General features: G+C 70.1%; 17 protein-coding genes. 10 read left to right on the top strand and 7 right to left on the bottom strand.

Going from position 1 to position 19,288, the window contains the following annotated elements; genetic code table 11:
• Window position 1: 1 nt before the first annotated feature.
• Complete coding sequence (locus BM290_RS08330) at window positions 2-1,537, bottom strand: DUF1800 domain-containing protein (protein WP_093611713.1); 1,536 nt, start codon at window positions 1,535-1,537, stop codon at window positions 2-4.
• 115 nt (window positions 1,538-1,652) lie between these two features.
• Between BM290_RS08330 and BM290_RS08325 the strand changes: the two genes are divergently transcribed.
• Window positions 1,653-2,696 (top strand): ROK family protein, encoded by a 1,044-nt coding sequence (locus BM290_RS08325; RefSeq protein WP_093611711.1) that lies wholly within the window; start codon window positions 1,653-1,655, stop codon window positions 2,694-2,696.
• A gap of 9 nt (window positions 2,697-2,705) precedes the next feature.
• Here the strand turns inward: BM290_RS08325 and BM290_RS08320 are convergent, their stop codons facing one another.
• Together BM290_RS08320 and zwf are read right to left on the bottom strand one after the other, a co-directional pair.
• Window positions 2,706-3,041 (bottom strand): STAS domain-containing protein, encoded by a 336-nt coding sequence (locus BM290_RS08320; protein ID WP_093611709.1) that lies wholly within the window; start codon window positions 3,039-3,041, stop codon window positions 2,706-2,708.
• A gap of 86 nt (window positions 3,042-3,127) precedes the next feature.
• Complete coding sequence (gene zwf / locus BM290_RS08315; protein WP_093611707.1) at window positions 3,128-4,621, bottom strand: glucose-6-phosphate dehydrogenase; 1,494 nt, start codon at window positions 4,619-4,621, stop codon at window positions 3,128-3,130.
• 192 nt (window positions 4,622-4,813) lie between these two features.
• On the opposite strand from zwf, the gene BM290_RS08310 reads away from it, so the two are divergent.
• Entirely contained in the window at window positions 4,814-5,752 is a 939-nt protein-coding gene (locus BM290_RS08310) for a DHH family phosphoesterase (protein WP_093611705.1), read from the top strand.
• A 175-nt stretch (window positions 5,753-5,927) separates the two neighbouring features.
• Here BM290_RS08310 and BM290_RS08305 read toward each other — a convergent pair whose 3' ends face one another.
• The gene (locus BM290_RS08305; RefSeq protein WP_093611703.1) at window positions 5,928-6,731 is read right to left on the bottom strand and encodes a DUF1775 domain-containing protein; all 804 of its coding nucleotides are present in this window, start codon (window positions 6,729-6,731) and stop codon (window positions 5,928-5,930) included.
• A gap of 85 nt (window positions 6,732-6,816) precedes the next feature.
• On the opposite strand from BM290_RS08305, the gene BM290_RS08300 reads away from it, so the two are divergent.
• The 3 genes from BM290_RS08300 to BM290_RS08290 are packed head-to-tail and all read left to right on the top strand — an operon-like array spanning window position 6,817 to window position 8,136.
• Window positions 6,817-7,026, top strand: a complete 210-nt coding sequence (locus BM290_RS08300) for an RNA-binding S4 domain-containing protein (RefSeq protein WP_093611701.1) — start codon at window positions 6,817-6,819, stop codon at window positions 7,024-7,026.
• Between the two features lie 43 nt (window positions 7,027-7,069).
• A complete protein-coding gene (locus BM290_RS08295; RefSeq protein ID WP_093611699.1) occupies window positions 7,070-7,954 on the top strand; it encodes a hypothetical protein in 885 nt (294 codons plus the stop codon).
• The gene (locus BM290_RS08290) at window positions 7,951-8,136 is read left to right on the top strand and encodes a hypothetical protein (protein WP_093611697.1); all 186 of its coding nucleotides are present in this window, start codon (window positions 7,951-7,953) and stop codon (window positions 8,134-8,136) included. Before BM290_RS08295 ends, BM290_RS08290 begins: the two co-directional genes overlap by 4 nt.
• 61 nt (window positions 8,137-8,197) lie before the next feature.
• Here BM290_RS08290 and BM290_RS08285 read toward each other — a convergent pair whose 3' ends face one another.
• Entirely contained in the window at window positions 8,198-8,566 is a 369-nt protein-coding gene (locus BM290_RS08285; RefSeq protein WP_093611695.1) for an FKBP-type peptidyl-prolyl cis-trans isomerase, read from the bottom strand.
• A 120-nt stretch (window positions 8,567-8,686) separates the two neighbouring features.
• Between BM290_RS08285 and BM290_RS08280 the strand changes: the two genes are divergently transcribed.
• The 5 genes from BM290_RS08280 to BM290_RS08260 are packed head-to-tail and all read left to right on the top strand — an operon-like array spanning window position 8,687 to window position 12,814.
• Window positions 8,687-9,571, top strand: coding sequence for a lytic polysaccharide monooxygenase (locus BM290_RS08280; protein WP_093611693.1), 885 nt, complete (start codon window positions 8,687-8,689; stop codon window positions 9,569-9,571).
• Complete coding sequence (locus BM290_RS08275) at window positions 9,531-9,950, top strand: hypothetical protein (RefSeq protein ID WP_244903899.1); 420 nt, start codon at window positions 9,531-9,533, stop codon at window positions 9,948-9,950. Before BM290_RS08280 ends, BM290_RS08275 begins: the two co-directional genes overlap by 41 nt.
• A 47-nt stretch (window positions 9,951-9,997) precedes the next feature.
• A complete protein-coding gene (locus tag BM290_RS08270) occupies window positions 9,998-11,389 on the top strand; it encodes a DUF4331 domain-containing protein (RefSeq protein ID WP_093611689.1) in 1,392 nt (463 codons plus the stop codon).
• A 26-nt stretch (window positions 11,390-11,415) separates the two neighbouring features.
• Window positions 11,416-11,790, top strand: coding sequence for a phospholipase (locus BM290_RS08265; RefSeq protein ID WP_093611687.1), 375 nt, complete (start codon window positions 11,416-11,418; stop codon window positions 11,788-11,790).
• A gap of 10 nt (window positions 11,791-11,800) precedes the next feature.
• Window positions 11,801-12,814, top strand: a complete 1,014-nt coding sequence (locus BM290_RS08260; RefSeq protein ID WP_239143236.1) for an AraC family transcriptional regulator — start codon at window positions 11,801-11,803, stop codon at window positions 12,812-12,814.
• A gap of 2,853 nt (window positions 12,815-15,667) precedes the next feature.
• Here the strand turns inward: BM290_RS08260 and glgC are convergent.
• Window positions 15,668-16,900 (bottom strand): glucose-1-phosphate adenylyltransferase, encoded by a 1,233-nt coding sequence (gene glgC, locus BM290_RS08250; protein ID WP_093611681.1) that lies wholly within the window; start codon window positions 16,898-16,900, stop codon window positions 15,668-15,670.
• 87 nt (window positions 16,901-16,987) lie between these two features.
• Window positions 16,988-19,189 (bottom strand): putative bifunctional diguanylate cyclase/phosphodiesterase, encoded by a 2,202-nt coding sequence (locus tag BM290_RS08245; protein ID WP_093611679.1) that lies wholly within the window; start codon window positions 19,187-19,189, stop codon window positions 16,988-16,990.
• Between the last annotated feature and the right edge of the window lie 99 nt (window positions 19,190-19,288).

The raw sequence follows: 19,288 nt of genomic DNA, 5'->3' as shown, positions 1-19,288 counted from the left end.
GTCACCTCAGCTGGAAGGACGGCGAGTCAAGAACAAGAGCGATGAGGTACGGCGCGGCGCCGGCCAGCGACTTGTCCTTGGCGGTCAGAGGACTGGTCGGCAGCTTCCCGGCGACACTGAGCACGGCGGCGGTGTGCGCGGCCGGGAGCTTCACCCCGATCAGGCGTACGGCGAGCGCGTCGACGAGCGCCCCGTACGTCCCCGGCAGCACCGGAACCAGCGACTTCAGCAGATCCGCCGGGCGGGCCAGCTGCTTGGGGTACCAGCCGGCGGCCAGGTTCAGGTGCAGGTTGCAGCGCAGCAGGAACGCCGACGGCGACGCCCACGCGGCGGCCACGTCCGGGTAGCCGTTCGGCGGGCTCCAGCGGAACGGGGCGTTCCCGGCCTGCACCAGGTGGTTGTAGAGGGCATCGAGCGACTTCACGCCGGAGGCGTCCGGTCCCAGGCCGAGCGCCCGGATGGTGGCGACCGCGTCCTCGAACGGGGTGCGCGCCTTCTGCCCCGCCGACCCGGCGAACTCGGGCGACAGGAACAGCGCCCGCAGCAGCGGCACGATCGCGGTGTCGTTGTCGAGGTAGATCTTCTTGAGCTTGGCGACCAGCGACTCGGGGGCGCTGTCGGCGACGAACCGGACACACAGCTTGCGGGCGATCCGCTCGGCGGTCTCCGGGCGGCGGGCCAGGTGGTCGATGAAGGCGAACGCGGCGGCCTCACCGTCCGCCGCGGTGTTGGCGTGCCGGAAGCCCTGGACGTCGACGGCGCCGGTGGCGTGCAGCGAGGCGTCGTAGACGTACGCCCGCGACGACTTGCCGACCGTCATGCCGGTGAGCAGCCGGGCCGCGGCCAGCACGTCCGCCTCGGAGTAGTGGCCGACGCCGACGGTGTGCAGCTCCATCAGCTCGCGGGCGTAGTTCTCGTTGGGGTGCGCCTTCGTCGACGACCGCTGGTCCAGGTAGGTCAGCATGGCCGGGTGCCGGGCGCTGGCCCTGAGCATGTCGGCGAACTTCCCGAACGCGTGCTTGCGGATGACCGTGGTGTCGTAGTCGGCACGGGTGTCCCAGACGCCGCTGGACGGGGCCGCCACGTGCAGGTGGTTCGCCCAGAACGCGACGGCCTGCTCGAACAGCTGCCGCTCGCTCCACGCGGCGCGGGCGATCGCGGCCCGGCCCAGCTGCTTGAACGCGTCGTACGAGTCCTTCGGCAGCGTGGCCCGCACGGTGACCGGGTCGGCGCCGGCCATCGGCAGCCGCTTGAGGACACCGTCGCACCGGGTGTCGCTGATCCGCGCCGGGTCGAGCTGCCGGTCCAGCCAGCCGTTCACTCCCAGCCGCCGGCCCTCGGCCAGCGACTCGGGCGTGGCGCCGAAGGTGGCGCGGCGCAGCAGGTGGGCGATCGGGTCGTCGCCCATCGCCCGGGCCAGGTCGGAGACGGGCGCGGCCAGAGCGGCGGCGGGAGTCTCGACGGCCAGGCCGGTGACGGTGAGAGCGGCGGTGGCGACGGAACCGGCGAGCACGGTACGGCGGGTCGGCTTTGTCATGCCAGACGGTTCGGCCCGGATCCGGTGTCGAGTCGCCGCTGCAACCGTGACTAACGCACCCGCAATCCGGACGCACCCGTGACCGGGCACCAGGTACTGACCTAGTCTCAAGACCGTGGATCAGGCTGAAACCGTACGCACCCCGTCCTCCTGGGTCGTCGTCGGGCTCGACAACGGCGGCACCTGCAACAACGCCACCGTTCTCGACGCGACGGGACAGTTCCTCGTCAACAACCTCGTGGAGAACCCGAGCCGGGTGCTCGACGGGCCGGAGTCCGCCGTCGAGGCCCTCGCCGAGGCCTTCACCAACATTCTGGAGCTGACCAGGACACCGCTGTCCCTGGTCCGTGCGGTCGGCCTGGACACGCCCGGCCCGGCCAGCGCGCACGGGGTGATCTCGTCGAAGGGCGCGACCAACTTCAACCAGGTCTCCTGGCACGGGTTCGACATCCGCGGCGCCCTGGAGGCCCGGCTGGCCATGCCGGTGGTCTACAACAACGACGGCAACGCGGCCGCCCTCTACGCGCACCACCAGCACTTCGGCGCCGACGCGGCGGCGCACTCGTCGGTCTCCGCGATCGTCGGCACCGGCCTGGGCGGCGGTGTCGTCGAGGCCGGCCAGGTGGTCCGCGGCGCGGCCGGGATGGCCGGCGAGCTGGGCCACGTGCAGATCCCGCTGCACGGCGTCCTCGAGGACGGCCAGCCCGTGCCGCGCTGCAACTGCGGGTTCTCCGGCGACGTGGAGAGCATCGCCTCGCTGACCGGCATCAAGAACAACCTGCTGCCGTACTGGCTGACCCGCTTCCCGGATCACCCGCTCGCCTCGGAGCCGATCGCGACGGCCGCCAAGGCGCTGCGCGGTTACGGGGAGAAGGAGGATCCGCTCGCGCTCGCCGTCTTCGGCCAGCAGGCCAAGGCGATCGGCAAACTCTTCACCATCGCGGCGAACTTCACCGACCCGTCGGCGTACTTCCTGGGCGGCGGCGTGGTCGAGGCGGCGCCGCACTTCCGGCAGTGGTTCCTCAACACCGTCCGGGAGAACACCGACCTGCGTGACGAGCAGAAGGCGGTCGCCACCTTCGCCCTGGTGCCCGACCGGGACATGGCCGGGGCCCGCGGTGCGGCGGTGGCCGCTCTCGCGTCGGTCACCCCGCTGTGAGAGCGCCGGTCACTCCTCTTTGAGGGCCGCCGCGACGTCGGGGAACATCGGCAGGTAGTCGCTGAGCCCCAGCGTGTCGAAGAGCCGGCGCAGGAAGCCCGACGGGGCGGCGAGACGGACCCAGCCGCCCCGCTCGGCGGCCCGGCCGTGCGCGGTGACCAGCACACCGACACCCATCGAGTCGCAGAAGTCGAGGCCGGAGACGTCCACGACCACGCGCGGGGCGGGCCGCTCGACGAGCCTCGTCAGATTCGCCTTCAGGGCCGGGGCGGTGTCGATGTCGAGTGACCCGCGCAGGACCAGCACTGCCGTGTTCGGTGGATGGTGCGCGACCGAGACCTGCATGTCGGTGTGTCCTTTGCGTGGAACGGGCTCGCCGGGGATCGATGAATACCCTATGCGAGCCCGTCACCACACGCAGGTTGCGCCACTCAGGACGCGTTGCGCCACTTGCGGCCGTTACGGCCGATGAGCCGGTCGGCGTCGGTCGGACCCCAGGACGCGGCCTCGTAGGTGGGGATGGGGGAGTTGTCCTTCTCCCAGTTCTCGATGATCGGGTCGACGATGCGCCAGCACTGCTGCACCTCGTCGCTGCGGATGAAGAGCGACGCGTCACCGATCAGCGCGTCCAGCAGGAGCCGCTCGTACGCCTCCGGGGACTCCTCGACGAACGTCTGATCGTACGAGAAGTCCATGCTCGCCGTCCGCACCCGGAACGAGTGACCGGGCACCTTGGCGCCGAAGCGCAGCGAGATGCCCTCGTTGGGCTGGATCCGCAGGATCAGCGCGTCGGCCTCCAGGCCGGTGAGCTGGTCGGTCGGGATCGGCAGGTGCGGCGGCCGCTGGAACTGCAGCGCCACCTCGGTGAGCCGGGCCGGGAGGCGCTTGCCGGTCCGCACGTAGAACGGCACGCCCGCCCAGCGCCAGTTGTCGACGTTGAGCCGCATTGCCGCATACGTCTCGGTACGCGAGAGCGGGTCGACGCCGACCTCCTCGCGGTAACCGGCCATCAGCTCCTCGCGGGTGCCGCCCCGGGTGTACTGCCCGCGGACCGCGGCCTCGGAGACGTCCCGGTCGGTGGGCAGCCGGATCGCCTGGAGCAGTTTCACCTTCTCGTTGCGCAGGCCCTCGGCCTCGAACGACGCGGGCGGCTCCATGAGGGCGAGCGCGAGGACCTGGAGCACGTGGTTCTGTACGATGTCACGCATCGCGCCGGCGTTCTCGTAGAAGCCGCCGCGGGTGCCGACGCCCAGGGTCTCGGCCACCGTGATCTGCACGTGGTCGACCCACGACCGGTCCCAGATGGGCTGGAAGATCGAGTTGGCGAAACGCAGCGCCAACACGTTCTGCACGGTGTCCTTGCCCAGGTAGTGGTCGATCCGGAAGACCTGGTGCTCCTCGAACGCGCCGTGCACGATCCCGTCGAGCTCGCGGGCGGTGGCCAGATCCCGCCCGTACGGCTTCTCGATGACCAGCCGGGAGAAGGAGCCCTCCCGCGCCTGGTTGAGCCCCGCGCCGGCCAGCCCGTTGATCACCGGCTCGAACGCGCCGGCCGGGGTGGACAGGTAGAAGAGCCGGTTGCCGGAGGTGCCGCGGACCGCGTCCAGCTCGTCGAGGGTCTCGGCGAGGCGCTTGTAGGTCTCCGGGTCGTCGTAGCCGCCGGCCACGTAGCGGATGCCACCGCTCAGCTGCCGTTTCTCGGCGAGGCTGCGGCCGCCGAGCGCGCTCTCGGCGAACTGGTCGTCGCTCATCGGTGTACGCGCGACGCCCACCAGCGCGAACTGGTCGGGCAGGCGGCCGTGGCGGGCGAGGTTCTCCACCGCGGGCAGCAGCTTGCGGCGGGTCAGGTCGCCGGACGCGCCGAAGATCACCAGCGTGGCTGGCGGGGCGCTGCGCTCCTGGATGAGCTGAGGTGCGTGGTCCATGGTCTGCGAGTCCTCCGACCGGGTCGTAACCGTCCGTTTGAACCTTACGGCCGGTGACCCTCCGAGGGTTCATCCGCTTCCTGCAAAGCGGGACAACGTGTCGGTGAACACGTCGGTACGTCGATGCGGGCCGGACCATAGCGAAAAAAGTGGCAAACTGGGGTCAAAGGTCTGGCAACCGAGGGGGACCCTGTGAAGTACCGGCTCGTGACCCGTAGCGACTTCGACGGTCTCGTGTGTGCCGTACTGCTGCGCCATCTCGACATGATCGACGACATCCTCTTCGTGCACCCCAAGGACGTGCAGGACGGCGTCGTGGACATCTCCGACCGGGACATCCTGACGAACCTGCCGTACGACGCGCGCGCCAACATGGTCTTCGACCACCACCACTCGGAGACCCTGCGCAACACCGGCGGGCTGGGCAACCACGTGATCGACGCGGAGGCGCCGTCCGCGGCCCGGGTCATCTACGAGCACTTCGGCGGCAAGGAGCGGTTCCCGAAGGTCACCGACGACCTGATGCGGGCCGTGGACCAGGCCGACTCGGCCGACTACACGCTCACCGACATCCTCAGCCCGACCGGCTGGACGCTGCTGAACTTCCTGATGGACAGCCGCACCGGCCTGGGCCGCTTCCGCAACTTCCGGATCTCCAACTACCAGCTGATGATGCAGCTCATCGACGCCTGCATCGAGCACAACGACGTCAACGAGATCCTCGCCCTGCCGGACGTGGTGGAGCGGTCCGAGCTGTTCCACGAGTGCACGCAGCGGTTCGTCGACCAGTTGCACCGGGTGTGCCACATGGAGGGCGACGTGGTGGTGGTCGACCTCCGTGACGAGGAGGTGATCGAGGCGGGCAACCGGTTCATGGTGTACGCGCTGTTCCCCGAGTCGCGGGTGTCGGTGCACATCATCTGGGGCCGGCAGAAGCTCAACACGGTCTTCGCCTGCGGCAAGTCGATCCTGGACCGCACCTCGCCGGTGGATGTCGGCGAGGTGATGCTGCGCTACGGCGGCGGCGGGCACCTCGCGGCCGGCACCTGCCAGGTCCCGCACGACGAGTCCGACCGGGTGGAACGCGAGATCATCGACGCGCTGCGCACGGAACGCGTGGTCACCGTATGACCGTGCGGGCGGGACCACCAGGGTCCCGCCCGCACGGCGCGCGGATCACGGGCCTTGCCCGGGCCCCACCCGCCGGTCGTGGTTCCGCGCCCCACGCGCTCGCCACGACGGTTCCCTCACGCCCACCCGCGTGAGGTTTTCCCACAATCTGCAGGCCCGGCCTGCATGGGGAGTCTCAGCCCTTGTAGCTCCACTTGCCGGCGCCGACGGGCTCCTTCTCGTCCTCGCCCGGCTGCTCCTTCTCGTCCTCCACCGGCTCCTTCTCGTCCTCGACGGCCCGGTGCCGGCCGCGCAGCATCGTCCAGCCGGCGCCGAGCAGCGCCAGCGCCGCCACGATCCAGCCGGAGATCGACAGCCAGGACGGGCCCTCGTCGACGTCGGACACGAGCTCGGCGAACAGCGCCTCCTCGGCCGCGCTGGTGTCCGAGGCGGTGGTGACGCCGCCGCCGTGGTGCGACACCGGGATGCCGCCGTTGGACGGGGTCAGCGCCATCGTCGCGGGCATGGCCGGGCAGGTCTTCCCGTCGACGGTCTTCGGCTCGAGCATGAAACGCATCGTGCTCAGCGTCGGCATGGGGCCGATCGCCACGGTCAGGTCGGCCGCGCCGCCCGGCGCGATGGTGGTGCCCACCGCGATCCAGGTGATCGCCGACGCCGCCTCGGTCGCCGGGGTGCCACCGTGGATGGTGTTCAGCGGCTCCTGCAGCTTCTGATAGGTGATCTTCGGCGCCCACTGGTCCACCGACAGCGGGTACACCTCGGCCACCGGCGTGTCCGCCGGGATCCGCAGTGTCACCTCGTTGATCGGCGACGCGCAGTCGTTGGTCACGTGGAAGCTCAGATTCGCTCCACTGCCCTGCGGCGCGGTCGCCGGATTCACCGTCACGTCCGCCATGGCGGGGCCGGCGGCGAACAGCACGCCGACGGCGGTCACAGCGGTCATCGCGCCCGCACGGCGGGCCAGCCCGAGATGCCTCACGACATGTAGTTCGGATCACCGGCCCCGATGGTTCAAAGGCGAACCCGGAAGATTTCGAGGAGATCTCGTGACGGATGATGAGCCCATGCGTGACGTGCCCATCGACGGCGACATGATCCGGCTCGGCCAGTTCCTCAAGCTGGCCGATCTCATCGACACCGGCGGCGAGGGCAAGATCCTCATCGCCTCCGGGGATGTGACCGTCAACGGCGAGGTCGACGTGCGCCGCGGCCGGCAGCTGCACCCCGGCGACGTGGTCGAGGTGCTCGGCCGCCGGGCGAGGGTGGTTTCCTGACGGCGGCCGGAACCTCGGCGGGGCCCGTCTCGTCGTACCGGGCATGACCACCAACCGCGGTCTGATGACCGCCGTCGCCGTCCCCCTGCTGCTGCTGGGCGCCTGCGCCCGGCCCGGCGTCGCCGGTGAGGCCGGCTCGCCGGGCTCCGCCGCTCCGGTCACCGAGAGCACCACCACCACACCCACGATCGCCCTGCGTGTCGAATACCGCGGGGGATTCGTCCCGGCCGAGACCATCCCCTCCCGGATCCCGCTGTTCACCGTCTACACCGACGGCCGCGCGATCACCGAGGGCCCGGTCACGCTGATCTATCCCGGTCCGGCCCTGCCCAACCTGCAGGAGATCAAACTCAGCGCGGCCCAGGTCCGGGAGCTGACCGACGCGGCGGTCGCGGCGGGCGTCCGATCCGGATCCGATTTCGGTACGCCCGGAGTCGCCGACATCCCCAGCACGAGGATCAGCGTCGTCACCGCCGGCGGCGAGCAGTCCGTCGAGGTGATGGCCCTCAGCGAGGCACGCCCCGACGACGCCTCGCTCAGCCCGGCGCAGCAGGCCGCGCGCAAGAAGCTCAGCGAGTTCGTGAAGTCGCTGCACGACCTGTTCGCCGACGCGGCGAGCCCGGCGGCCCAGCCGTACCAGGCGGAGAAGGTCGCCGTGCTGGCCTCGCCCTACCAGGACACCGGTGACGGCGCGGGCGGCGACCCGGTCACGTGGCCGGCCGCCGAGCTGCCCGGCGCCTTCCTCAACCAGGACCTGCGGATCAACTGCCTGACGGTCGAGGGCGCCGCGAAGGACAAGGTGCTGGCCCTGGCGAAACAGGCCAGCGAGCGTACGCCGTGGGAGTCGGCCGGCAAGAAGTGGCAGATCCGGTTCCGCCCGCTGCTGCCGGACGAGAAGCAGTGCGCGGACCTGCGGAGGCAGGCGTGAACCCGATCGGCGAACCCCTCGAGGAGAGCGTGCACCACGCCGGCGCGCAGCGGGCACACCGGCGCGACGACGCCGATCCGGGGCAGGACCGGAGTGACGACCCCGCTGACGTGACCTGGCCGGGCCCCGCGGCCCGGCCACGGCCCGCCGGTGAGGACCGGGGCGCGGCCCCGCTGGGCTGACCCGGCTGGTTCTCAGGGCTGTCCCGGCATCACTGCGGCAGCCCTGAGAACCGGCGGTGGCTCAGTGGACCTGGAGCAGGTCCACCACGAAGACGAGGGTCTCGTTCGGCTTGATCGCGCCGGCCGCGCCGCGCGAGCCGTAACCCAGGTGCGGCGGGATGACCAGCTTGCGGCGGCCGCCCACCTTCATCCCGGCGACGCCCTGGTCCCAGCCGGCGATGACCTGCTGGCCGGCCACCCGGAACCCGAACGGCTCGCCGCGGTTGTAGGAGGCGTCGAACTCCTTGCCCGTGGACTGGGCGACACCCACGTAGTGGACGCTGACGAAGTCGCCCGCCTTCGCCTCCTGACCCTCGCCCTGGACGATGTCCTCGATCAGCAGCTCGCTGGCCGGAGCATCGGGAATGGGGCCGACATCGGGCTTGTGCATGAATCCTCCTGGTTTCTTACCTGACTCGGCCATGCAATCACAGCGCGATGGCCGGTGAACGAGCGGTGCCTGAAGTCCGTACCCCCGGGTGGCTTCGCACTGCCGTACCCGGGAGATCTCATGTTTGTCCGTCGCATAGCCGCCGCCGCCCTGGTCACCGCGGCCGCCGTTCCCGTCGCGCCGTCGCCCGCGCAGGCGCACGGGGCGCCGATGACGCCGATCAGCCGCAGCGCCGCCTGCGCCGGCAACGGCGTCCAGCGTGGCGCCGCCGCCTGCAAAGCCGCCCTCAAGGCGACCGACGGGTTCCTCGGCGCCTACGACAACCTGCGCCTCGCCGACGTGAAGGACGATCGCACGCGGGTGCCCGACGGGAAGCTGTGCAGCGCCGGCATCGACCTCTACCGCGGGCTCGACCTGGCGCGCGACGACTTCCCGTCGACGGCGGTGAAATCCGGTCAGAACCTCAAGATCATCTATCGCGGGACGATCCCGCACCAGGGCTCCTTCCGGATCTTCATCACCGGTACGGGCTACGACCCCGCGAAGAAGCTGGCCTGGGACGACCTCGGCGACCCGCTCACCGAGATCAAGGACCCGCCGCTGACCGACGGGGCGTACCGGATGTCGGTGAAGCTCCCGAAACGGACCGGACGGCACATCCTCTACACGGTGTGGGAGACGTCCAGCACCCCGGACACCTACTACTCCTGCTCCGATCTGGTCTTCCCGGCCGCCGCCACCGTCGCCCCACCGCCGCCGTCGCCGTCGACCGTGAAGAGCACCGCGCCGGCGGTCAAGAAGACCACCGCGGCCCCCGTGGAGCCGCCCGCGCCCGGCGAGACGCCCGACCCGTCGATCGATCCGGAACTCGCCGCCGGTGTGACGACCGCGGACGACGGAATGATCGGTCTCGGTCACTGGCTCATCGGAGGCGCGCTGGGCGTCGCCGCGCTGGTGGCGGCCGGTGCGGGCCTCTCCCGGCTACGCCGCCGCGAAACTCGTTGAGAGTTCCCTGAATTTTTTGTTGAACCGCCGGCTTCTCGATCTCGTACTGATCGGCGTCGACGATGCATTGCCTGTCAGGCCCCCCAACGACGAAAGGCCAAGCATGAGTCGTGTTCGTTACCGCGCACCGGGCCGCACCTCGTGGCTGTCCCGCCGCCGCGTGCTGGCCCTCGCCGCGACAGGTGTGGGCGTCTCCGCCGCCGGTGTCGCCGGGCTGAGCCTCGCCGGCACTTCCGAGAGCAAGGACGACGGTGCGCCGCTCGTGATCTCGCTGCGCGATGTGAAGAAGGGCACGATCGACGTCTTCTCCGGTGAGAAGGTCAAGACGATCACCGACAAGAAGCTCGTGGCCAGCCTGCTCAAAGCCGCCGGCCGCTGACTTCCGACGTTTCGACCTAACGTTCCCGACAGGAGAACCCCCCGAACATGTCTTCCCACCGCGAAGCGCCGGAGATCAGCAAGGACCCGGTCGCCGACAGCTCCGACCTGTACGCGTTCGTCAGCCCCGACGACCCGGACACGGTCACCATCATCGCCAACTACGTGCCGCTGCAGCTGCCGTCCAGCGGCCCGAACTTCTTCGAGTTCGGCGACGACGTGCTCTACGAGATCCACATCGACGCCAACGGCGACGCCCGCCCGGACGTCACCTACCAGTTCCGGTTCCGCACCGAGCTGCGCAACGACAAGACGTTCCTGTACAACACCGGCCAGATCAAGTCGCTCGACGACGAGAACTGGAACCGGCGGCAGTTCTACTCGGTGACCAAGGTCGACAGCCACGGCAAGAGCACCGTCCTGGCCAGCAAGCTGCCGTGCCCGCCGTGCAACGTCGGCAAGATCTCCATCCCGAACTACGCCAAGCTCGCCGAGGACGCCGTCCACAAGCTGAAGAGCCGTGAGAAGGTCTTCGCCGGCCAGCGCGCCGACGCCTTCTTCGTCGACCTCGGCTCGATCTTCGACCTCGGCACCCTGCGCCCCTTCCAGGACAAGCACCTGGTCGGCCAGCAGCTGTTCAACTACGCCGGCAAGGCCGTCAACGCCACCGACAAGACCAACGTGCACAGCATCGCCATCCAGATCCCGCTGGACATGGTCCGCCGCGACGGCAAGAAGCGCGTCCGCGCCAAGGACGCCGGCGCCGTCATCGGCGTGTGGACCTCCGCCAGCCGCCGCCAGGTCGAGGTGCGCGGCGACAAGGGCGGCAACGACGTGGTGGTCGGCCCGCAGGTGCAGGTGTCGCGTCTCGGCAACCCGCTGTTCAACGAGGTCATCGTGCCGATGGCGCAGAAGGACAAGTGGAACAGCCTCCCGCCGAGCGAGGACAAGCGGTTCGCCGAGTTCGTCGCCACGCCCGAGCTGGGAGCGCTCCTACCGGTGCTCTACCCCGGCCTCTTCGACAACCTGGCGAAGTTCAACAAGACCAAGGAAGCCCGCGCCGACCTCCTGGCGATCCTGCTGACCGGCATCCCGGACGGCATCATCGAGGGCTTCCAGAACAACACCGGTGCCCTCCAGGCCGACATGCTGCGGCTCAACACCGCCATCCCACCGGCCGCGAAGGAGAACGCCCTCGGCGTCGTCGGCGGCGACCTCGCCGGCTTCCCCAACGGCCGCCGGATCGCCGACGACGTCGTCTCCATCTCCATCAAGGCCGTCGCCGGCGCCACCCTGCCGCTGGTCAAGAAGGACTTCAAGGCCGACGCCGCCGCCGGCCTGGTCGAGCAGGGCCTGAGCATCAAGAACGTCAGCGCCTCGCTGCTCAAGAAGTTCCCCTTCCTGCCCACCCCGTTCGACGGCTTCAACAACCCGTCCTGACGAGACCACCCCCAGGGAGCACGGCCATGAGCCTCGGACACGGCGACCACCACCATCACCACCACACCTACGCCCCCTCCGGGCAGGGCACGGTGATGCTGAACATCGGCGGCACCATCGGCGCGCTGATCATCCACACGCCGGCCACCCTGCACGGCCACGAGATCGAGGTGTCCCCGGTCGGCGACACCGGCCACCGGACCCACGCGGCGGTTCGCGCCCGATACGTCCGATCGGGTGTCACCTTCTGCGTGGTCATCGACAGCCTCGCCGAAGGCGCCTACGTGGTCTGGCAGGACGACGACACCCCGCTCACGCAGGTCGAAGTGCGTGGCGGTGCGGTCGCCGAGGTCACCTGGCCCGCCCATCTGGTCCCCGGAAAGACGCCCGTGGCGGTCTAGTCTGGACACCATGGCAGGCGGTCGGCTCCCGGGCCCGGCATCGCCGGGCGCGGACGTCCCGGTCCATGTCGGCCTGCGCACCTCCGACATGGACGAGGCCCGGGAGTTCTGCCGCAAGCTGTACTACGGACCACTGCGGATCGATCCGGTCGGTGACCCCGGCCGGATGCGGTTCGCCGCCGACGTGGTCACCATCGGCCCGATCACCCTCGGCGAAGTGCGGTACGGCACCGACATCCGCATCACCATCGAGGCGCTCGAAACGGCGTACCACGTGCTCGTCCCGCTCAGCGGCGCGGTCCGCTCCCGGCACCGCGGCGCCGTCACCCTCGCCGACGCCACCCGCGCCGTCGTCTACCGTCCCACCGGCGACATCGAGCTCGACTGGCCCGGCAGCTGCCGCCTCCTCAGCGTCAAGGTCGACCGCGCCGCCCTCGAACGCGAGGTCGACGCCGCCCTCGACCACCGCGTCGTCTCCCCGCTGCCGCTCGGCGCCACCTTCGACCTCGTCGACGGCCCCGGCCGCACCTGGGCCGCCCTCGCCCGCCTGCTCCTGCACGAGCTACGGTGCCCCGACGCCCTCGCCAGCCGCCCCCGGATGGCCGCCCGCTGGCGCGACATGGTGGTCAGCGGCCTGGCCCTGACCGTCGAACACCCCTACGGCGAGGAACCGGCCGGCCTGCAGGGCCCCCACCGCCCCCGAACCGTGAAACGCGCCCTCGACGCCATGCACACCGAACCGTGGCGCCCCTGGACCATCCACGACCTGGCCGCCCTCACCGGCGTCGGCGTCCGCGTCCTCCAGGAGTCGTTCCGCCAGCACGTCGGCCAGCCACCCCTCACCTACCTGCGCCGCCTGCGCCTGGACGGCGCCCACGCCGAACTCACCCGCGCCGACCCGGGCCAGGCCAGCGTCACCGAGGTCGCCTACCGCTGGGGTTTCACCCACCTGGGCCGATTCGCGGGCGCTTATCGCGCTCGCTTCGGCGTCTCCCCTTCCGAGACTCTCCGAGACAGAGCCTGAAACCCCTTCTCTGGTACGGCCAAAGCCCTCCCCACCCTCGCCGCGCCGGTCCTCGCCGCGCTGGTCCTCGTCGTGTCGGTCCTCGTCGTGTTGGTTCTCGTCGCGCTGGTCCTGCCGTGTTGGCCCTCGCCGCGCTGGTCCACGTCGTGTCGGTCCTGCCGTGTTGGTCCTCGTCGTGCTGGTTCTCGTCGCGCCGGCTCTCGTTGTGTCGGCCCCCACCGCGCCGACTTCACCGCCGTCCTACCTGAGCCTCGTCTCCGCTGCTCAGCGAGGCCCCGCCCCGGCCACCTGACCCTCGACGCGCCCGCCTACCTCACCCTGGGCACGGGCGCCTACCTCAAGGTGGCTTCCACCGTCTGCTCGACCTTCGCCCTCGCCGCCCGCCCTACTCTGGCTCACCGCCATTGGCCTCATGCGTGCCGCGTCCAGTTCCTCGCCGTGTGTCGCGCCGTCCGCCGTCGGCCGCCTCCCGCGGGTCATGCAGCACCTTGACCGAGCCGCCGCCTCGCCGGCGATCACGTAACCGTCATCGTGCTCGCCCATCTGAACGTCACCCTGCCTCTCCGTCGCCGCCTGCTGCTCTGTGCGCCTGCTGCTCTGTGCGCCTGCTGCGCCGTCGCCTCTCCGTCGCCGCCTGCTTCGCTGAGACCTGCCGCGCCGTCGCCGCTCGTCGCCGCGGGCTCGTTGTTGTCTCCGGTGTTGCCGCTGTCCTCTCGCCAGCCCTCTGAAGTCCACGCCAACCGTCCCCGGTACCGAGCGCGGTCGCTTGGCGATATGCAGCGCTCCTCTCTTTCGTCTTCCCCTCTTCGCGTGCCTCCCTCCCTTCTCCCGCTCATGGAGAAAAGTCGGAAATTGGCATGATCGACTGCTGACAATTGGAGACGGGGGAGGGGGAGAATTTATTCATGGGGCAGGCGTCGTTGTTCAGTCGGTCTGAGATTTCTGCGATGCGCGACCGGACCAGGTCGCGCAATTACTCGGCCGCGCGTGACGAATTCCGCCGTGAGCACGAGCGCCATCGTGAGTGGGGCTTGCGGCAGCGTCACGGTGAGAAGCTCCGGCGCCTGCGCCAGAGCAGAGCCGCGCCCGAAGCTGCGGAAACACAGAAAGGGCCGTCGCCTTCTCCGCTGAGCCCACCATCACGTGCGTCATTGCCGGCTCCGCTGAGCCCACCATCACGTGCGTCATTGCCGGCTCTGTTGAGCGCACCATCGACGGCGTCATCGCCTCCCCCGCAGAGTGCACCATTACGTGCGTCATTACCGGCTCTGTTGAGCGCACCATCGGCTACGTCATCACACGCCCCGTTGAGTGCGCCGCCGACTACGCCCTCGTCTGCTCCGTTGAGTGCGCTATCGCATGGGCCGTCAGTTGCTCCGTTGAGTGCGTCATCGCATGGGCCGTCAGTTGCTCCGTTGAGTGCGTCATCGCATGGGCCATCAGTTGCTCCGTTGGGCGCACCACCAGTTGCGTCATCGCCTGGTCCCGTGGCTGCATCGTGCCGAGCGCTCTCGGCGTCACCGCAGTCTGCGCTCGAATTGTCTTCTTCGGTGTCGGCTGTCACCGTTCGCGTTACAGGCCCGGCGGAAGCGGCCGTTGATCAGACACCGGAGATTACCTCGGGGCGTTCGTCGTCGCGGGTGCGGTCGGCGTGTGTTGCATTCGCTCGATCGCCGTGTGTGCGGGGAGGCTTTTCGGCGCGGCGTGGGATTTTCATGAATTTGTGTGGTCCTTGCAGGGTGGGGGCTGAGGTTTCACTCATTGTTTCCGTGGTGGGGCAGGTTCGTTTGGGTCGCCCGGCTCTGGTCGGCGTTTATTGCTGCTCTATGGGGTTTGTTGTTCGGGTACTGGTTGTCAGGGCTCGGTTCTTTTTTGTCTTGTTGCGGATTTCTAGTTCTGTTCTTGCCCTGAGGTGGGTGAGGTGCCCACGTGGTTTGTGCCTTTTGAGGGGCAGTCATCTGCGGCCTGGTTTGCGTCTTGGGTGCGACGCTGTGGGCTGCTGGTGCCTTTTGCGTTCTCATGAGCGAAATATTTCAGGACCATCGACGTACTCGGGATTCGGAGGGCGCTACCGCGCTTTCGAGAAGCTCACTACCCGACGAGGGCAGCGGGTCGGCGACACCGAGTCCGATTCCCGTTCTCGTGCGCGGGACGCATTCTTTTGTGGCGTTCCGGGCGGGGACGGGATGCTGCGGATCGGCGATCTCGGCCGGGTTCGTGCCGGCTACCGCGTCGTCGACACCAAAGCCGACCGCGCTCTGGAGCTGCCTCAAGAGGTCGGCGGTGCGCTGGTGCAAATCCGGCCGAACGCCGAAGGCAACCTGCTGGAAAGCGCCGGGGTCCGCTGCACGTGCTGGCACGCGCTGGGGCCGGTTGAACGCGCCGGTTGTCGGCCGCGCCTGCTTGGCAGGCGCCGGGGCCGGCTGCCCGCGTCAGTTGTCGGCCGCGCATGCTCGGCCCGCGCCGTTGTCGGCTGCGCATGCTTGGCATGCGCTGGGGCCGGTTGCACGCGCCGGTTGTCGGCTGCGCATGCTCGGCCCGCGCCGTTGTCGGCTGCCCATGCTTGGCACGCGCCGGGGCTGGCTGCCCGAACTGGTTGTCGGTCGCGCATGCTTGGCACGCGCCGGGGGCCGCTGCACGCGTCTGAGATCGGTCGCACGTGCTGGCATGCGCCCCGGGGCCGGGCCGCCCGCGCCGGAGACCGGCTGCACCTGCTCGGCCCCGGACGTGCGTCTTCGTGTCATGTGGAGCGAGCCGGCGATTCTGCGTACCGTGACGCTGCTCTGAGGAAAGACCTCCGCCGTGCGGGACCGTCGCCCGGCAGAGGGCCGTCCCGGAACGCCGGGCGGCAGGTCACAGTTCGACGCGCTGGCCCTTGCCGATCACGACCACGCCGTTGTCGCTGACCGTGTAGAGCTTGCGGTCGCGATCGAGGTCGACGCCGATCTGGGCGCCCTCGGGGATCACCACGTTCTTGTCGATGATGGCGTTGCGGATGACCGCGCGCCGGCCGACCGAGACGCCCTCCATGATGACCGCGCCGTCGACGTGCGCCCACGAGTTGACCCGTACGTTCGGCGAGATGACCGAGCGTTCCACCAGGGCGCCGGAGACGACCACGCCGGGGGAGATCATCGAGTCGATGGCGCGGCCCTGCCGGTCGTCGTAGCCGTGCACGAATTTCGCGGGCGGCCACGAGCCGTAGTTGGTGAAGATGGGCCAGTCGTGGTTGTAGAGGTTGAAGATCGGCAGGGTGGCGATCAGGTCGAGGTGGGCCTCGTAGAAGGAGTCGAGCGTGCCCACGTCGCGCCAGTAGCCGCGGTCCCGGTCGGTGGCGCCGGGCACGTCGTTGTCGCGGAAGTCGTAGACGTTCGCCTCGCCCTTCTCCACCAGCATCGGGATGATGTTGCCGCCCATGTCGTGCTTGCTGTCCGGATTTTGCGCGTCGGCCGAGACCGCCTCGCACAGGGCCCGCGTGGTGAAGACGTAGTTGCCCATCGACGCATACACCTCGTCGGGGGAGTCGGGCAGGCCGACCGCGTCCTTCGGCTTCTCCCGGAACGCCTTGATCTTCTTGCCGTCCTCGGCGACGTCGATGACCCCGAACTGGTCGGCCAGCGACAGCGGCTGGCGGATGCCGGCGACGGTGACCGCCGCGCCCGACGCGATGTGGTCGTTGACCATCTGCTTCGGGTCCATGCGGTAGATGTGGTCGGCGCCGAAGACGATCACGTAGTCGGGCGACTCGTCGTTGATCAGGTTGAGGCTCTGGTAGATCGCGTCGGCGGAGCCGGCGAACCAGCGGGGCCCGAGCCGCTGCTGGGCGGGGACCGGCGTGACGTAGTTGCCGAGCAGCGTCGACATCCGCCACGTCTTGGAGATGTGCCGGTCGAGGGAGTGCGACTTGTACTGCGTCAGCACGACGATCTTGAGATACCCCGCGTTCGCGAGGTTCGACAGCACGAAGTCGATCATGCGATAGATGCCGCCGAACGGCACACCGGGTTTGGCCCGGTCAGCCGTCAAGGGCATCAGGCGCTTGCCTTCTCCACCAGCCAGAACGATCGCAAGCACCTTGACTGCCATGGGGAGGACGCTAATATTCCCGCCGCCCCCGCGCCACCCGAAAGGGCGGTTCGAAATATCTTGCTGACGCTGCCGTCTTCTTACCGGTCAGGCGGCGGGCTGGAAAGCATCCTCGCGCATCAGCGTGTCGATCGCCGCGGCATCGACCGGACGCCCGTAGTGGTAACCCTGCACCAGCGGGCACCCCAGGTCGCGCAGCAGCTCGGCCTGACCGGCGGTCTCCACACCCTCGGCCACCGCCAGCAGGTCCTGGCTACGGGCCAGCTCCAGGATCGCCCTGGTCAGGCTGACGTCCTGGGGCCTTGGCGGGTCCTCGTGCCGGCGGATGAACGACTGGTCGATCTTCAGGATGTCGACCGGCAGGGCGTGCAGGTACGCCAGCGACGAGTAGCCGGTGCCGAAGTCGTCGATCGCGATCCGGATGCCGTGCGCCCGCAGCGAGCCCAGCACCGGCGTGTCCGCGGCGTCGATGAGCACCGATTCGGTGATCTCCAGCACCAGGGCCGCGGCGGGCAGCCCGGTGTCGGCGAGGATCTCCAGCACCGCCGCGGTGAAACCGGGATCGCGCAGCTGGTGGGTGGAGACGTTCACGGTCAGGTAGAGCCCGTGCTCCCGGTGCCAGGTGGCGGCCTGCGCGCACGCCAGCCGCAGCGCGCGGGTGCCGAGCGCCCCGATCAGCCCGGTCTGCTCGGCGATCGGGATGAACACCCCGGGCGGCACCAGTTCGCCGCCACGGCGCCAGCGCATCAGCGCCTCCACCCCGGTGGCCCGGCCGGAGGCCGTGTCGACGACCGGCTGGTAGTGCATGAACAGGCTGCCGTCGGTGAGCGCCTGCCGCAGCCCCGCGGCGGTCCGGGCCCGCTCCGACTGCTCGGCGCGCAGCGACTCGTCGAACCGGGCGGTCCGGGCGCCACCGGCCTGCTTGGCCGCGCGCAGGGCCAGGTCGGCGTCGCCGAGGACGGCGTCGTTGCCGGGGACGCCGTCGGCGAGCCCGGCCCGGGCGGTCAGGTGGATGCGGCGCTCGTCGGCGGCGTACGGGGCGGCCGACACCGCCGTCACCACGCGTTCCGCCAGGTCGGCGGCGTCGGCGCGGGAGGTGATCAGGAACCCGAACTCGTCCCCGCCCAGCCGCGCCACCAGCTCCACCTCGCGCTCGTAGCGCAGCAGGCGTTCGGCCACCTGGCGCAGCACGGTGTCGCCGACGTGGTGGCCGTACGTGTCGTTGATCTCCTTGAACCCGTCGAGCGCGCACAGGATCAGCGCGTACGGCCGGTCCCCGGCGACGGCCCGGCCCAGGTGCTCCAGCAGCAGGTCCCGGTTGGCCAGCCCGGTCAGCGCGTCGTGCCCGGCCCGATGGGCCAGCTGTTGCTGGAGCACCTGCTGCTCCTGCAGCGCCTCGCGGGCCTGGCGTGCCCGGCGCTCGGCGAGCCGGGCCAGGACCACGATCCGCAGCAGCAGGAGCCCGCACAGCCCGGCGGTGAGCAGCGCCGGGACGACCACGGTCACGGACGGCCGGGCGATCGCCGGCAGCAGCGGGCTGGCCACCGCGGCGACGTACATGACGGCCAGGGTGGTCCGGCTCGGCGCCACGTCGGCGGCGGCCGGCTGGGCGGCCCGCGGGTGCAGGGCGGCCGCCACGATCAGCACCCACCACAGCTGCATGAGCAGGTGCGGGCCGCCGCCGGGCAGGAACGGGCGGGCGCCCTCGGCGGCGGTCCCGGCGTAGTACAGGTGCGCGGCGAGCAGCATCGTCCCGCTCGCGGCGACCAGGACGCCGGGCGTCCGGCGGGCGTCGGCCGCGGTCCGCAGCACGGTGCCCAGGATCGCCAGGTCGAGCAGCGCGTAGAGACCGGCCAGAGCGTCGTCGACCATCCCGTAGCCGGGGCGCCCCAGGTACGGCAGGACGACGAACGACCAGGCCAGCATGGCCACGGTCAGGACCACGGCCGCGGCCTCCACCGCGCCGCCCGGCTTGCGGCGGCGGCTGAACTGGACGGCGGCGGCCGCGTGCAGGGCGTACTGGACGGCCAGCGACAGTCCCATCGGCGTGTTCGGCGGCTCGCCGGGGTGCAGCGCCCACCAGAGCGACGCCGCGGTGCCGGCCGCGCCCGCAGCGGAGAACAGCCACCAGCCGCACCGGTGCGACCGGGCCGCCCGCAACAACACCGCGGTGCCGGCCGCCTGGAGGATCGGCCAGGCGTACGGGCTCCCCAGCGCGTGCAGGGCGAGCACGGCGGCGACGCCACCCGCGAGGGCGAGCTGCCAGGCCGGGATGCGGTGGATGGGCACGTGGCCATGTCATCCGACCCCGGTTGCGGCCGGGTTGCGGCGGCGGTTGCTTTCCGGAGTGTGCACCCGGGCGGCGGCTGCAGGAACGGCGGCTAAGCT

The sequence above is a fragment of the Actinoplanes philippinensis genome, assembly GCF_900113015.1.
Lineage (GTDB): Bacteria > Actinomycetota > Actinomycetes > Mycobacteriales > Micromonosporaceae > Actinoplanes > Actinoplanes philippinensis.
Note: the sequence above shows the minus strand (reverse complement) of the source record. Positions and strands in the feature narration are given on the sequence as shown.